Origin of the sequence: Oceanospirillum sp., from assembly GCF_048265165.1 — a bacterium.
GTDB lineage: Bacteria > Pseudomonadota > Gammaproteobacteria > Pseudomonadales > Halomonadaceae > Oceanospirillum.
This window is the reverse complement of record NZ_JBLXCD010000003.1, coordinates 418,226-433,066: the sequence shown is the minus strand read 5'-3', so window position 1 is coordinate 433,066 and position 14,841 is coordinate 418,226. Positions and strand designations below refer to the sequence as shown.

The 14,841-nt window shown below is 46.9% G+C and carries 13 protein-coding genes; 1 reads left to right on the top strand and 12 read right to left on the bottom strand.

Annotated features, from left to right (window positions below; genetic code table 11):
- Positions 1 to 176: 176 nt before the first annotated feature.
- The 10 genes from arcC to rpe all read right to left on the bottom strand — a co-directional run bounded on the left by arcC (position 177) and on the right by rpe (position 11,596).
- Positions 177 to 1,106: a carbamate kinase gene (gene arcC / locus ACN0R8_RS08985; RefSeq protein ID WP_417596738.1), complete on the bottom strand. Its 930-nt coding sequence runs from the start codon at positions 1,104 to 1,106 to the stop codon at positions 177 to 179.
- 14 nt (positions 1,107 to 1,120) lie between these two features.
- Positions 1,121 to 2,122, bottom strand: coding sequence for an ornithine carbamoyltransferase (gene argF, locus ACN0R8_RS08980; RefSeq protein ID WP_417596737.1), 1,002 nt, complete (start codon positions 2,120 to 2,122; stop codon positions 1,121 to 1,123).
- Positions 2,123 to 2,214: 92 nt separating this feature from the next.
- The gene (locus ACN0R8_RS08975) at positions 2,215 to 3,456 is read right to left on the bottom strand and encodes an arginine deiminase (RefSeq protein WP_417596736.1); all 1,242 of its coding nucleotides are present in this window, start codon (positions 3,454 to 3,456) and stop codon (positions 2,215 to 2,217) included.
- A gap of 87 nt (positions 3,457 to 3,543) precedes the next feature.
- Positions 3,544 to 4,950 (bottom strand): YfcC family protein, encoded by a 1,407-nt coding sequence (locus ACN0R8_RS08970; protein ID WP_417596735.1) that lies wholly within the window; start codon positions 4,948 to 4,950, stop codon positions 3,544 to 3,546.
- A 692-nt stretch (positions 4,951 to 5,642) separates the two neighbouring features.
- Complete coding sequence (trpC, locus tag ACN0R8_RS08965) at positions 5,643 to 6,440, bottom strand: indole-3-glycerol phosphate synthase TrpC (protein ID WP_417596734.1); 798 nt, start codon at positions 6,438 to 6,440, stop codon at positions 5,643 to 5,645.
- 34 nt (positions 6,441 to 6,474) lie between these two features.
- Positions 6,475 to 7,521, bottom strand: coding sequence for an anthranilate phosphoribosyltransferase (gene trpD, locus ACN0R8_RS08960; protein WP_417596733.1), 1,047 nt, complete (start codon positions 7,519 to 7,521; stop codon positions 6,475 to 6,477).
- A gap of 146 nt (positions 7,522 to 7,667) precedes the next feature.
- Positions 7,668 to 8,252 (bottom strand): anthranilate synthase component II, encoded by a 585-nt coding sequence (locus ACN0R8_RS08955; RefSeq protein WP_417596732.1) that lies wholly within the window; start codon positions 8,250 to 8,252, stop codon positions 7,668 to 7,670.
- Positions 8,253 to 8,392: 140 nt separating this feature from the next.
- On the bottom strand, positions 8,393 to 9,877 hold the full coding sequence (gene trpE, locus ACN0R8_RS08950; RefSeq protein WP_417596731.1) for an anthranilate synthase component I: 1,485 nt from the start codon (positions 9,875 to 9,877) through the stop codon (positions 8,393 to 8,395).
- 290 nt (positions 9,878 to 10,167) lie between these two features.
- Positions 10,168 to 10,896, bottom strand: coding sequence for a phosphoglycolate phosphatase (locus ACN0R8_RS08945; protein ID WP_417596730.1), 729 nt, complete (start codon positions 10,894 to 10,896; stop codon positions 10,168 to 10,170).
- 25 nt (positions 10,897 to 10,921) lie between these two features.
- Positions 10,922 to 11,596 (bottom strand): ribulose-phosphate 3-epimerase, encoded by a 675-nt coding sequence (gene rpe, locus ACN0R8_RS08940; protein WP_417596729.1) that lies wholly within the window; start codon positions 11,594 to 11,596, stop codon positions 10,922 to 10,924.
- A 312-nt stretch (positions 11,597 to 11,908) separates the two neighbouring features.
- Between rpe and ACN0R8_RS08935 the strand changes: the two genes are divergently transcribed.
- Positions 11,909 to 13,162 carry a DUF3530 family protein gene (locus ACN0R8_RS08935; protein ID WP_417596728.1) on the top strand — a complete coding sequence of 418 codons (1,254 nt, stop codon included), beginning with the start codon at positions 11,909 to 11,911 and terminating at the stop codon, positions 13,160 to 13,162.
- 35 nt (positions 13,163 to 13,197) lie between these two features.
- Here ACN0R8_RS08935 and djlA read toward each other — a convergent pair whose 3' ends face one another.
- Both djlA and ACN0R8_RS08925 read right to left on the bottom strand, forming a co-directional pair.
- Positions 13,198 to 14,121, bottom strand: coding sequence for a co-chaperone DjlA (gene djlA, locus ACN0R8_RS08930; protein ID WP_417596727.1), 924 nt, complete (start codon positions 14,119 to 14,121; stop codon positions 13,198 to 13,200).
- A gap of 5 nt (positions 14,122 to 14,126) precedes the next feature.
- Positions 14,127 to 14,840 carry a nucleotidyltransferase family protein gene (locus ACN0R8_RS08925; protein WP_417596726.1) on the bottom strand — a complete coding sequence of 238 codons (714 nt, stop codon included), beginning with the start codon at positions 14,838 to 14,840 and terminating at the stop codon, positions 14,127 to 14,129.
- Between the last annotated feature and the right edge of the window lies 1 nt (position 14,841).

The following is a 14,841-nucleotide window of genomic DNA, read 5'->3' as shown; positions in this document are numbered from 1 at the left end:
GAATGTCAGATGAGCAGAAGCGGGAGAAAAAACCGATAAGTGAGTTATGCCCAACGGAGTTCTCTCCAGCTAACCTGCCTCAGACGTGTGGCAACGAGGAACCAGTAAAATTAAAAGCTATCTTAATTGATTAAGATGACTTTGTTGTTTTCTGGATTAGGTTACGGATGTATTCGTCAATACGTTTCCATTTCTTCAATCAGTTTACTGACTCGGGTTCCCGCCGTGCCAGCCACTATCTTTTCTAAATCCTTTAATGAACCAATCGCCGCGACCTTACCTGTCTTCTCGGCAAATTGACAAGCGGCACTTACTTTCGGGCCCATGGAACCTGCGGCAAATTCATATTCTGCTAAATGGCTTGGACTAACACATTTAATCCCTTGTTGCTCAGGCCTGTTCCAATCAAGAAACACAGCCTCAGCATCCGTAGCCATAATATATAAATCTGCACTTAATTCACGTGCTAGTAATTCAGTGGACAAATCTTTATCTATCACCGCCTCGACGCCCTGAAGCCGACTATCGGCATCGTACATAGTCGGTATTCCGCCACCGCCACTGGCAATCACTATGGTATTTTTTTCTAACAACCAGTGAATCGGACGAATCTCAAAAATACGTTTTGGTAAAGGAGAAGGCACAACACGACGCCACTTATCACCATCAGGTTTTATGCTCCAATGATTGTCTTTAGCCAATTTTTTGGCTTCTGCTTCCTCATAAACAGGACCAATGAATTTAGTTGGATTGCTAAAAGCAGGGTCTTTGGAATCAACTTCAATCATAGTCAACAGGGTTGCTAAAGGCCGTTCGAATGGCACCAAATTACCCATTTCTTGTTCTATCATATATCCAATCATCCCCTCGGTTTCTGCACCGAGGACATCAAGAGGGTACAGTTCATCCGGCTTATAAGCGTTGCCCTGTAACGCTAATAAACCGACTTGAGGCCCATTGCCGTGGGTAATAATCAGTTCATTATTAGCAGCGATTTTTGCCAATGCCTGTGCTGCGATTTTAATATTATCTCGCTGCGTTTCCGCTGTTAATGACTCGCCACGCTTGAGCAGGGCGTTACCACCCAATGCGACTACGATTCTCATATTAACGCTCCTGTTTAATTACCAAGCGTTGCCACAAGCATCGCTTTAATCGTATGCAAGCGATTCTCTGCCTGATCGAACTGAATGCCAGCAACAGACTCAAACACATCTTCAGACACTTCCATTTCAGTAATACCAAATTTTTGAAAGATTTCTTCACCTACATCCGTATCGCGGTTATGGAAAGCAGGTAGGCAATGCATAAATTTAGTAGCACTATTGCCTGTTGCCTCCATTAATTTACTGTCTACTCGGTAAGGCGTTAGCAGTTTGATCCGCTCTTCCCAAACAGAATCTGGCTCTCCCATAGAAACCCAAACGTCTGTGTGAATAAAATCACATCCTTTAACCGCTTCTTTAGGGTCTTCTGTAATGGTGAGCTTTGCGCCGTAGCGTTTTTCTAACTCGCGGGCTGGTTTTAAAAACGCTTCGCTTGGCCATAATGATTTAGGAGCGGCAATACGTACATCCATTCCCATTAAACAACCTGCGATCATCAATGAATGACCCATATTTGAATGAGCATCACCCACAAAGGCGTAACTGATTTCACTTAGTGCTTTACCACTGCTCTCTCGCATGGTTAACAAATCAGCCAGCATTTGAGTTGGGTGGAATTCATCCGTCAATCCGTTGTATACAGGTACGCCAGCGTATTTAGCTAGCTCTTCAACAATTTCTTGGCCAAAACCTCTATATTCAATTGCATCAAACATACGGCCCAGTACACGGGCCGTATCTTTCATAGACTCTTTTTTACCGATTTGTGAACCCGATGGTCCTAAATAAGTCACCTGTGCGCCTTGATCAAAAGAAGCCACTTCAAATGCACACATAGTACGAGTCGAGGATTTTTCAAAGATCAAACAAATATTTTTACCTTTTAACCCCTGTTGTTCCATACCTGTGTATTTTGCGCGTTTTAGGTCTCGAGCCAAATCTAATAAAAAAACTACATCACGCTGATTAAAATCTAATAGTTTAAGAAAATTTCTATTACGTAAATTAAATGCCATCTGTAAATTCCTTGAATAAATCAACTGAATAATAGTGATAGAATTCAGTTGATTAAAATAATTCCTATATGGATGAAATTAATATTTGGTCTTTAATATTCAACAGGATCACGCCAGACCGGACATGTCATACAATGACCGCCACCGCGTCCTCGACCTAATTCAGAACCACTAACGGTAATAACTTCTACACCTGCTTTACGTAACAAAGTATTGGTATATGTATTACGGTCATAAGCAACAACAACACCTGGTTCTAATGCCACTACATTGTTACCGTCGTCCCATTGTTCTCGTTCTTTTTGATAACTATCACCGCCAGTTTGCACGACATTAAGTTTTTTAATGCCTAAACATTCTGCTGCGACATCAAACAGGTGTTTATTTTCTTTACGGAAGTCAATTTTATCAGCGTTATCACTCGGTCTTAGGCTATAACATTCAATTTCATCACAGACATCAGTAAAAGCAGTAACGACATCTCGATCGCAGTGACTAAACACCGTATCTAAATGCATGGCTGCACGTGATCGTGGCATTTGACAGGCAACCACTCGAGTCGCCGCACCTTCTTCAAATAATTTTTTTGCAATTTGCCCAACGGCTTGAGGTGAAGTGCGCTCCCCCATTCCTATCAGTACACTGCCATTGCCCCACGCCATAACATCTCCGCCTTCAGCGGTTGCTGGGCCATGGTCTTGGTCTGGATCACCCCACCAAATTTTAAAATCACCATTATTAAACGCTGGAGCAAAAGCTGGGTGAAATTTATAAATTGCAGTGACTAATAATGTTTCTGGTTTACGAGCTGGCCAATACATAGGGTTGACCGTCACCCCATTATAAATCCAGCTACTGTTATCGCGAGTAAACTGTGTATTAGGCAATGGAGGGATAACAAAACCATCATTTCCAAGGTAATTACCAAACATGCCGTGAGGCTTAAATGGTAATTCATGCGATGCAATACCACCGATTAAATACATAGCCAATTGCTCGGCAGGCATACCATCAAGCCAACTGTGTAACTCGTTCAGCATACCTACACCGACTTGGTTTTCATTAATGCGCCGATTTAGAATCCAAGCTCTCGCCTCTTTGTTTTGCACTGTTTCTTTTAATAACTGGCCAAACTCAAGTACCTGTACTCCTCGACTTTCCATTTTCATGCAAAAGTCCATATGGTCTGTGCGAGCCTGCTGTACCCATAATACATCGTCATATAATAATTCAGCTGCATTACCTGGTGTCAGGCGTGAATGGGCAAGCCCTGGCTGACATACGATGACTTTACGCAATTTTCCTACTTCAGAATGAACGCCAAACTCAATCATTTTCGTGTCCTTATGATGTAAAAAAGCCTCATTGCTACGCAAAAATATAAATAAAAAGAGGCTAATAAATTATGATCAAAACATTGTTTATGCAATGAATGCCGCAACACTAAGAGAACCCATAATAATTAGGCAAAGAATTAACAATAACGGCCAAACGAAACGTAACCATCTTTCATATGGAACTTTAGCAATAGCCAGTCCACCCATTACCACAGCAAAAGTAGGATTAAATAAATTCACTAAACCATTAGCAGACTGAAAGGCCGTTACGACTAATTCCCGACCCACACCAGAAAAATCGGCTAATGGCGCCATAATTGGCATACTCAATACAGCCAATCCGGATGAAGAAGGCACAAAAAATGACATGATAATTTCAATACCAAACATCGCATTAATAAAAATTATTGACGATAATCCACTTAGTTTTTCTTCACCTAGGTGCAAAATAGTATCTGTCATATTGCCGGCATCCATGACCACAACGATACCGCGTGCAATACCGATAATAATAGCGACACCTAATAGATCTCGAGCACCATTAATAAAGACTTCAGTAAAACTTTTTTCTCCCATTCGAGTCACAAAACCGATTAAAATAGAAGACGCAATAAAGAGTGCCCCCATTTTTGCCATCCACCAGCCTTGGCTTGATACTCCCCAAATCATGACGGCAAAAGTTAAGGCAAAAATCACCAACACAATTTTATGAGGAATCGTTAAGATCGATTCATCATCAACATGAATTTCTTTACTGAATTGCGCTTCAATTTCATTTTTATGATCGGCAACAATAGAGAGAGAGGGATCTTTATTAATTTTTTCGGCATAGCGCATCACATAAATAACGCATGCCAACCAGCCACTAACCAAGATGAAAAACCGTAAGCCAATACCTTGTGTAAAAGGAATGTCTGCTGCATTGGCGGCGATAACGGTTGCAAATGGATTAATGGTAGAACCAAGGCAACCAATCCCCGCACCTAAAAGAATGACAGCCGCTGCCACTAAAGAGTCATAACCCGCTGCGATCATAATAGGGATAAGCAATGCATAAAAAGCTAATGACTCTTCTGCCATACCATAGGTACTACCACCCAGTGCAAATAGCGCCATCAAAATGGGAATCATCCATTTTTCACGACCTTTAAATTTCACCATCGCTCGTGAGATGCCGGTATCAATAGCCCCGGTATTTGTTACCACACCTAAGAAGCCACCAATAATCAATACGAACAAAGCCACATCAATCGCCGCTGCTTCGTAACTGTCTGGATCATAAAAACCAGCAACCGGCGCAAGAAGTACATCAACGGCCCCTTGAGGGTTAGCCTCAACTTGCTGATATGTCCCCGGAACAGGCACTTCTTTTCCCAGGGCCACGCTTTCAACTCGGTCATACTTCCCCGCAGGTACAATCCAAGTACCTGCAGCAACTAAAGCAATTAATAAAAAAAGTATGGTATAAGCAGTTGGAAATTTAAAAGTCATTGTTAACGTCCTTTCCCAATAAGGTGCTTTTATTTTCAGTATTTAATCTTTTTTAAAGATTCAATCTGAAAACATCAATAAATAATAGCATAAATACGCCTATTTATCAGAATAGATAATCACTGGCAGCTATAAATATCCTTTTTCCATTATCAGATATTTCAATGAAATTAAGCATTGTCTCAAGTCAGTAAATAATCATTACGTCATTTATTCTTTTCCTAAATCAGATGGTGGAAGCAGGCAGATTAATTGTAAAATATGGCATAAGTACTGAGAAATTAATGGAAAATTCTGGTCTTGCAGTAGAAATCACTATTATGAATCGGCGGAGTATTTGTCCTGCGAGGGGAGGGTATTGCGGTGGCACGTCTCTCAGCAAAAGCAAACTGGCCAGTAGATGCGGCTTTGCTTGTTCCTTTTAGAGTAACCCTCAAGGCTGTGCGCCTTATGGTGTAGCACGTTGGAATGGGTCAATAGGCCTCTTATTAACTGCGGTCACGTTAGACGGTGCCGAATTAATTATCGGTGCCCTTTTGGGTGCGGGATTAAGTCGTACTTTAGAGGGTGTAGCGGCCCAAGTATGAACCGCAGTGGGGGGAGATTGCAGTCAAAATAACATCGCATTATCTGTCTATGCGATCGCTCTCACCAACATTATTATGGCTAAGCCTGTTACGACTCAACAAGGGTCAGGCAAAAAATTCTGCTAATGTCTCACCCGGATTGTCAGTGCGCATAAAGGCTTCCCCAACAAGGAAGCTATTAACGTTATGGCTGCGCATCGCTTCGACATCTGCTTTTTTCAGAATGCCGCTTTCAGTGACAACAATACGATCCTCAGGGATTTTCTCCAGCAGATCAAAGGTGGTCTGAAGGCTGACATCAAAGGTGTGAAGGTTTCGGTTATTAATGCCGATCAGTCGGTTGGGGAGTTTTAGCGCACGCATAAGCTCCTCCTCATCGTGGACCTCAATCAGTACATCCATATCCAGTTCATGGGCCAGGAGATTGAGCTCCCGTAGGGTGTCATCATCCAGGCAGGCGGCAATCAGCAGAATGCAGTCCGCACCGATCGCACGGGCTTCAAACACCTGATACGGGTCGACAATAAAGTCTTTACGGATGACCGGTAAATTACAGGCGGCCCGGCCCTCTTTCAGATAATCCTCATGGCCCTGAAAGAAATCATGGTCGGTTAGAATTGACAGGCAGCTGGCGCCGCCCTCTTCATAACTGATGGCGATATCTGCCGGGTGAAAATCTTCTCTCAGGACGCCTTTACTGGGGGAAGCTTTTTTGATCTCGGCAATGACAGCTGAGCGACCGGCTTTCAGATTTCGGGCCAGAGCGTCAGCAAAGCCTCTCGGGGCATCTTTATTAGCAAAAGCCAGATCCCGCATAGCTTCTAGTGAGATATCCTGCTTTCGTGCTTTGATCTCTTCCCATTTACGATCAACAATTTTTTTCAGAATAGTCGGGGTGTTCAAAGGAGGTCTCCTGAGATCGCTTTGGATAATTAATTTACAACGACGGGTTATTTGTAAAAACGTGGGTAAAGCTGGCCAGCTCTTTCATTTTTTCACCGGCAAGACCGCTGGCTATCGCATCCTGAGCCATGGCAACGCCCTCTTTCAGGTTGTCCGCTATATCTGCGGCATAAAGCGCTGCACCAGCGTTAAGAGCGATCATATCGGCTGCTTTTTCCGCGGTCTCTGTGCTTTGTTTACCCAGCGCGCCGTTGATTAGGTGAAGAGAGTCTTCTGAACTTTCAATATCCAGACCAACCAGGCTTTGACTGGATAGGCCTACATCTTCCGGCGTAACTTTATACTCAGTTACCTCATTATTTTTAAGCTCAGCTACATGGGTGCTGGTGGCGAGAGAGAACTCATCTAAGCCATCTTTTGCGTGCACGACAAGGACATGCTTGCTGCCAAGGGTCTTAAGCACTTCGGCCATCGGGCGGCAGAGTGTTTCGGTAAAAACACCGATGACCTGATGTTTTACGCCAGCCGGATTCGTCATGGGGCCAAGCATATTAAACAGAGTGCGCATACCCAGCTCTTTGCGCGGGCCGATGGCATACTTCATGGCGCTATGATGATTAGGAGCAAACATAAAACCAACACCGACCTCGCTGATGGCCCGCCCGATCTGCTCAGGTTCCAGGTTCAGGTTAATACCTGCGGATTCCAGTAGATCAGAGCTGCCACTGGAGGAGGAGACAGAGCGATTGCCATGTTTGGCAACATGACCTCCAGCGGCGGCAATAACAAAAGCAGAGGCGGTGGATACATTAAACAGGTTTGAGCCATCACCGCCGGTACCGCAGGTATCGACAGCATTAGGGATGTCGAGTTTAACGGGCGTTGCCAGCTCACGCATAACCTCTACTGCGGCGGTAAGTTCTTCAATGCTTTCGCTTTTCATCCGTAGTGCGACGAGAAAGCCTCCGATCTGAGCATCGGTACACTGACCGGTCATGATCTGGCGCATGACATCCCGCATCTCGTCACGACTCAGGTCTAATTTCTCCACTACCTTGTTCAGGGCATCTTGAATATTCATGTTCCAGGGTCCTGTAATAGCGTGGCTTCTTTATGCGGTCAGCAATGCTGATGACACTTAAATAAGCCGTGTTACTGTCAGCTTCATAGCAGCCTCTTCGGGCTGCTTTTGTCTATTAAAATAAAATGATTAACCCAGTGGTTCTGTTACAGCTTCTGATTCAGAAAGTTCTGCAGCATATCGTGACCGTGCTCGGTCAGAATGGATTCCGGGTGGAACTGCACACCTTCGATCGGCAGGGTTTTATGGCGTAAGCCCATAATCTCATCGGGAGTGCCATCCTCGTTATTCACCCAGGCCGTGACCTCTAGGCACTCCGGCAGACTGTCTCGCTCCACCACCAGAGAGTGGTAGCGGGTGGCCTGGAACGGATTATCCAGACCGCCAAAAACGCCATCATTGATATGGTGAACGGGGGAGGTTTTTCCATGCATAACTTCCTTGGCACGAACCACCTTACCGCCAAAGGCCTGGCCGATACTCTGATGGCCCAGGCAGATTCCAAGAATCGGTAGTTTTCCGGCGAAGTGTTTAATCGCCGCCACGGATATACCCGCTTCATTCGGGGTGCAGGGCCCCGGTGAGATCACCAGATGATCTGGCTTTAGGGCCTCGATCTGTTCGATGGTAATTTCGTCGTTCCGGTACACCTGAACATCGGCACCGAGTTCGGCAAAGTATTGCACGACGTTATAGGTGAAAGAGTCGTAGTTATCGATCATTAACAGCATGGTCTGTACCTGTATTCTGGCTACCTATTGGTAGTCAGAATTATCTTAAGTCTTTGAATAAGTTGCTTTTAATATCAATCTTAAAGGCGTTAAGAGCAATTTTGGCTGTTGGCTCCGGCCGTACCCCTGTATGACGGGTACTACTCCGGGTTGTCCAACCCTTTTTCTGCCATTGCAACAGCTTTAAAGATTGCTCGGCCTTTGTTCATGGTCTCTTTCCACTCTAAACGCGGTTCGGAGTCTGCTACGACACCAGCTCCTGCCTGAATGTGCAGTATCTGATCTTTGATTACAGCGGTACGGATCGCAATGGCCGTATCCATATTGCCATTCCAGGAGAGGTAACCCACTGCACCGCCATAGACACCCCGTTTCACCGGTTCCATCTCGTCGATGATTTCCATCGCCCGGACTTTAGGCGCGCCGCTTAACGTACCAGCTGGCAGCGTGGCCTTCAGTACATCCATGGCGCTCATGTCTTCTTTTAGCTGGCCGGTGACGCTGGAAACGATATGCATCACATGGGAGTATCGCTCTATCACCATCTTATCGGTCAGCGTGACACTGCCGGTTTGGGCGATGCGACCGACATCATTGCGGCCCAGATCGATCAGCATCAGGTGCTCCGCCAGTTCTTTTGGATCGGCCAGCAGCTCCTCTTCCAGAGCCTTATCTTCAGCTTCTGTGGCTCCGCGTTTACGGGTGCCTGCAATAGGGCGAACCGTGACCAGGTTGTCTTCTACGCGCGCTAGGATTTCCGGTGAGGAACCAACGACGTGAAAGTCATCCAGGTTGAAGAAAAACATATAAGGTGATGGATTAAGGCAACGCAGGGCGCGGTACAGCTCCAGCGGTTGAGCTTCAAAAGGGGTCGACATACGCTGAGAAATAACGCATTGCATAATGTCGCCGGCCAGTACGTACTCTTTGATTTTGCTGACCGCTTCTTTGAATTTTTCTTCGGTAAAACCGGATTTAAAATCGCTTTCCAGTGTCGTTCTACCTGTGCCGACACTATAGGAGGAAACGGCAAGTGAGCGCAGCTGGCGCTCTAGCTCATTCAGGCGCTGGCGAGCTTTTTCCAGCGGGCGCTTATGTTCTGTGTTGGCGTGAACAATCAGGTACAACTTGCCACTGAGGTTGTCGAAAACAACAACCTCCTCTGAGATCAGCAGCAGAATATCCGGTACGTCGATAGGATCATTTTCCGGGATGTTGACCAAGCGCTTTTCCACATAACGCACGGTGTCGTAACCGAAGTAACCCACAAGGCCGCCGGTAAACAGTGGCAGGTTATCCAGTTCCGGCACAGAGAAGCGTTTCTGGAAATCTTCGATATAAGTCAGGGGGGCATCCTGGTGACTCTGTTCCAGAACCGCACTGCCTTCATATAGCGTGACCTCGTGGCCCCGAACCTGAAGACGGCGTTGGCAGGGCAGGCCAATAATGGAATAACGGCCCCATTTCTCTCCACCTTCAACGGATTCCAGCAGATAGCTGTAGGGCTGGTCAGCTAGTTTCAGGTAGGTGCTTAATGGTGTGTCGAGGTCAGCCAGTACTTCACGTACCAGAGGGATGCGGTTGTAGCCTTGCTCGGCCAGCTCAGAGAAGCGTTCCGGGGTCATGATTTTGTCTTCCTGTCACGGTATAAATGGGAAATAAAGCGCAAACGAATATCTGTGAAAGCAGCGGTATGGCAGGCCTGAACTCTGCAAAAAAGAGTGGCACTAACACACGCAGAGTGAGCTTCACCATCGCCAGCGTTTTACCTCGCGCATCAATCCCAGTGATTTGTCAGGAAACATATCAGGCCCGTTTTATAGAGGATGTTAATGTTGGGTGTCTGCAGCACTTATATAACCAGACGCGCTAACAGCTTGATAAACTATATATTCTTGCTATTAAAGCGCCTAAGTTATACCAGCTCAGCTAATGAATCAACTACAAGATCAGCCCCACATTGGTCTACTGGTAATCCATGGTCATAACCATATCGGACAGCAACGGTTTTAAAGCTGGCTTTTTGCCCGGCAGAGATATCGGTAATTGAGTCTCCGATCATAAGGCTTCGGGTGGGCTCGGCTTTCAGTTGTTCTGCAGCGAACAGGAGTGGCAGGGGCGATGGTTTTTTCTCTTCGAGAGAATCACCACCTAAAACCAGATCAAAATAGTGGCCCAGATTCAGTTGTTCAAGAATCTCCGGCACAAAGCAGTAAGGTTTATTTGTGATCAGCGCCATGGGAATTTGTGCTTTTTTTACGGCGTTCAGTAGTTCAAAAATACCGGCATAGCAGCGGGTTTTTGCACCTTTATTGGCATCGTAGACTGTTAAAAAGGTTGCATAGGCCTGCATAAACAGATCTGAGGTTTCGTCAATCTGGTCGATCTTCAGGCCATCTGCCAGTGCCCGCTTGACCAGTACTATAGCGCCCTGACCGACCCAGCTGCGCACCTTGTCTTGACCTGCCCTAGGGCGATCCAGCTCGATAAGCATTTGATCAACTGCGTCAGCTAAATCCGGTACGGAATCGATCAGAGTGCCATCCAGATCAAAAGCGAGCAGCTGAATATCAGAGAGTAGAGGGTGCATGGGGTTGCCTATGTGTTGATTAGCCTGATAGTACAAATGTAAAAAGGCACTCAATCGAATGCCTTTTATCTGCCGGTAGTTAACGCTCGACTTTGGCAAGCTCGGCACGCATCGCATCGATGGTGGCTTTGTAATCATCGGTGTTGAAGATGGCAGAACCGGCAACAAAGGTGTCGGCACCGGCTTCGGCGATCTCGCGAATATTCTGGATTCCCACGCCGCCGTCGATTTCAAGGCGGATATCGTAACCGCTGTCGTCGATGATTTTTCGTGCCTGACGCAGTTTATCCAATGTGCCGGGGATAAACTTTTGACCGCCAAAACCTGGGTTTACCGACATCAAAAGAATCATATCGACTTTATCCAGTACGTAGTCCAGATAATGCAGTGGTGTGGCTGGGTTAAAAACAAGACCGGATTTGCAGCCGCCATCGCGAATCATCGAGAGAGAGCGGTCGATATGGTCAGATGCTTCCGGGTGGAAGGTGATCCAGCTGGCACCGGCATCGATAAAGTCACTGATCATGCGGTCAACCGGGGAGACCATCAGGTGTACATCGATGGGGGCGGTAACACCGTGGTTGCGCAGGGCTTTACAGACCATGGGGCCGATCGTCAGATTTGGAACGTAGTGGTTGTCCATCACATCAAAGTGAACCACGTCGGCACCGCTGGCCAGAACGTTATCGACTTCTTCACCCAAGCGGGCAAAGTCAGCGGATAGGATGGACGGTGCGATTTTGAAATCAGACATCAGTTACTCTCATCGGTCTTAAATATTCGGGCCAGCCGAAGGGCTGAGGTTCAGGTGGCGTCATTTTAACGAAAGGTGATCGTCAGTGCTATCAGCCAATCTTGTGGTATCCCGTGCTGTATCCTTTAACATTTATTCAATGTTGTATGTCGTGTCTTTTTGTTGCCTTGCTGGAGATGCGGGTTCTTAATCGTCAGGATGTTATTTATACTGCAGGTATCATCGTTGGCTGACGACCCTGTTTTTTACACAGACTGTGTCTGATATTGCCAGCGTTACTGTTAGAGAATTATAGCGGAACAGGAAAAAGGCATGGTTCAATCGAGATGGATAGGTGGCGTCTCTGAAAAGCTGGCAGGAGTCAGGCTGGTAAAGCCTGTTAAGGCTCTGCGTTACAGTCTGTTGATGCTGGGGTTGGCATCTCTTGCTCTGAACCCTTTTGCTTATGCGGCAGAAGAGGAGCCTTTTGATAGTGAAGATGCTCAGGAGGAGCCGGCAAAACCTAAGGAGCCGCCGAAGCCTTATGTGGTGCCCGATGCAGAGAAAACCCGTTTTGAGGTATTGGCACAGCAGGCCGACCCAAGAGAGGTGTTGAAGCTGACGGCAAATCAGGAAGAGTTTTTAGCGCTCTACCATCCTGAGAATACGCCAAAAGCTCATGGTGCCTTGGTCATTCTTCATATGGAGGACGGACATCCTGACTGGCCTATGGTGGTTAACCCTGTTCGGACTCAGATGCCGGACTTTGGTTGGGCAACGCTTTCGGTTGCGATCCCAAGCCCTGGCCCGGCGGAAATTCCCGAGAGAACGCTACCGGCTACCCAGATTTTGGTCGGGATACCTGAAAGCGAGGAAGATGAAGAAGAGCTTTCAGATGCTGAGGGTGATCTTGATGAAGAGAGTGTGGCAGATGTTGTTGAACCGGAAACGGCACCTGATGAAGAGGGTGACGAGTTAGGTGATACCGAAGATGGGGAGGGACGTGTTAAGGCTGATTGGCCACCCCCTAAGCCAACATTTTTGCCGGTTGAGGATAAAGGGCCGCTTGCTGATCGTATTGATGCCCGAATTCAGGCTGCAGTATCTCACCTGAAAACCCAGGGGTATGAACAGGTTGTTTATGTCGGGTATGGTGTAGGTGCTGTCTGGATTATGGATTACCTGAAAGATAATCCTGCACCACCGGAACAAGCGGTTGTTATGATTCAGCCTCATATGCCCCAGCGCAATATTGAGGTAGATCTTCCGTCATTGTTGCTGACTCAGCAAAGACCGATACTGGATCTGTACTACGATGATAATCGTTTCGATAAGCTCTTTGCGGAAGAACGTGCAAATTTTGCCCGCCGGTCAGGTAATCCATACTACCGGCAGACCCGCTTGGGGGGAGTAGGATTGCAATCAGGCCAGACGCAGGCGAAAGATCGTCGGGTTGTGCAGTCCCTGAGAGGTTGGCTTGATTATCTGTATCAGTTTGAAGGGGATGAGCGAGAGCCTGAAGATTCGTATATTAAAGGGCCAATTCGCTCATTGTATGAGGAGCGTATGGAGCGCTCGCGCTATTGATCGTCGTGAAAGGCAGATTGTCTAAAGACGGCCTGTCACAAAACCATACGGCTTTCTTTAATCCGCTGATAAGCGGACTGCAGCTGCTGAGATAGTTCTTTGGCTTGGGTTTGCTCCTCTGGGCTGGCATTTCTGCCAGCCAGCTTGTCCGGATGTACCTTGGATATTTTCTGGCGAAAGGCTTTCTTCAGGCTGGCAGAGTCGGCGTCAGGTGATATCCCAAGCAACTGATAAGCTGCCGCAAGCTCCGCCCCGGGGGACTGGTCGTTGCTGAAGGCCTGATGCCTGTATTGGTATTTGTGCTCGCTATTTTCACGACTTTTATCAGCACCGGCTTTGTATGAGCGACTACCGGTAAATGAAGAGTTATAGGATTGACGCTGACTTTCCTGCCAGGCCATCCTATATTGTTGCCGCAGTGTTTGAAACTGCTCCGGTGATATGCCTGCATAAAAGGCACTCATCCCAAGAGTTTCCACTCGTTGTATTTCTGCTCTACCTTCGGCATAAAGAAGTTGAAACTGATAGTGCAACCATTCCGCTTTTTTACCTGTGCGATGTCTAAATCGCTTTTTGAACAGTTTAAAAAGGTGGTTAGGAGGGCTCTGCTGGTTTTTGCCTATGTTGAATGCAGCAATAGCTGCCAGACGTTCATCCCCTGATAGCGCCATTGATGACATGATGTACTCTGTGACGCTGATCTCCTGCTGTGAAACCTTGCCATTAGCTTTAGCCAAGTAGCCCAGCATCTGGAAGGTGATCTGAAAAAAGAGCTGTTCATCTTTACTGCGATAGCGTTTGCCATAGGGCGGCTGTTTGTTTTCATTGAAATATTTCGTCAGCTTTCTGTCCAGCAGATAGCCAAGCAGAAAACCTATGATCATTCCTTTCCATCCCCAGGTCAGCATTCCAGTCAGAAGGCCGGTGATTTTTAATGAGAGTGGAAATCGGTACTTCATGTTGTTTATTCCCTATCCTTAAGGATTTTTTCTTCCAGCTCCTGCAACCTTTCGGGTGTGCCGACATCCAGCCAGTAACCTTCGAAGTGCTCCCCGGTAATCAGTCCCAACTCTGCCGCAGACCTTAATATTGGCCCCAGAGCCAATGGCGGTGGCTGCTGTTGGCTGGAAGGGATAAGCTCTGGAGCCAGCAAGCTAATACCACTAAACGTTAAGGGGATCATTGCGTCAACCAGGGATAAGTCTTGAGCCTGTTTCGGGTGTACGGTGCCATCGCCTGCCAGTAAAAAGTCACCGTCAGGGTTATGCTTCGGGTTGTCGGTCAGAATCAGGTGGCCTGAGGAATGCGGGGGGAGTTTAGAAAGTTTACTGAAGTTGTAATCACACCAGATATCACCATTGATCAGGAGAATAGGTTTAGCCGGGTCAAGGTTTCCCTGCTCAAGTGCTTTCTGAATGCCCCCTGCGGTTTCCAGTGGGTGCTTTTCATGGGAGAGGCTAATTGGAATAGGCCAGTCCCGGGAGTGGATAAAGTCGTCTATCTGGCTGGCAAGGTAGCTGACGTTAATCAGAATAGATTCAACGCCAGCATTAACCAGGCGCTCAATCTGATACTCCAGCAAAGGCTTTCCGGCCACAGGGAGCAAAGGCTTAGGTGTGTGATCGGTCAGAGGGCGCATACGGCTGCCCAGCCCTGCAGCCAGAATCATCGCTTGCATG

What these genes read in the sequence shown, in the direction of transcription:
- ACN0R8_RS08970 (WP_417596735.1), bottom strand. Translation starts at nt 4,950, where the DNA reads ATGACTTTTAAATTTCCAACTGCTTATACCATACTTTTTTTATTAATT.
- ACN0R8_RS08925 (WP_417596726.1), bottom strand. Translation starts at nt 14,840, where the DNA reads ATGCAAGCGATGATTCTGGCTGCAGGGCTGGGCAGCCGTATGCGCCCT.
- djlA (WP_417596727.1), bottom strand. Translation starts at nt 14,121, where the DNA reads ATGAAGTACCGATTTCCACTCTCATTAAAAATCACCGGCCTTCTGACT.
- trpE (WP_417596731.1), bottom strand. Translation starts at nt 9,877, where the DNA reads ATGACCCCGGAACGCTTCTCTGAGCTGGCCGAGCAAGGCTACAACCGC.
- ACN0R8_RS08955 (WP_417596732.1), bottom strand. Translation starts at nt 8,252, where the DNA reads ATGCTGTTAATGATCGATAACTACGACTCTTTCACCTATAACGTCGTG.
- ACN0R8_RS08975 (WP_417596736.1), bottom strand. Translation starts at nt 3,456, where the DNA reads ATGATTGAGTTTGGCGTTCATTCTGAAGTAGGAAAATTGCGTAAAGTC.
- arcC (WP_417596738.1), bottom strand. Translation starts at nt 1,106, where the DNA reads ATGAGAATCGTAGTCGCATTGGGTGGTAACGCCCTGCTCAAGCGTGGC.
- ACN0R8_RS08935 (WP_417596728.1), top strand. Translation starts at nt 11,909, where the DNA reads ATGGTTCAATCGAGATGGATAGGTGGCGTCTCTGAAAAGCTGGCAGGA.
- trpD (WP_417596733.1), bottom strand. Translation starts at nt 7,521, where the DNA reads ATGAATATTCAAGATGCCCTGAACAAGGTAGTGGAGAAATTAGACCTG.
- rpe (WP_417596729.1), bottom strand. Translation starts at nt 11,596, where the DNA reads ATGTCTGATTTCAAAATCGCACCGTCCATCCTATCCGCTGACTTTGCC.
- argF (WP_417596737.1), bottom strand. Translation starts at nt 2,122, where the DNA reads ATGGCATTTAATTTACGTAATAGAAATTTTCTTAAACTATTAGATTTT.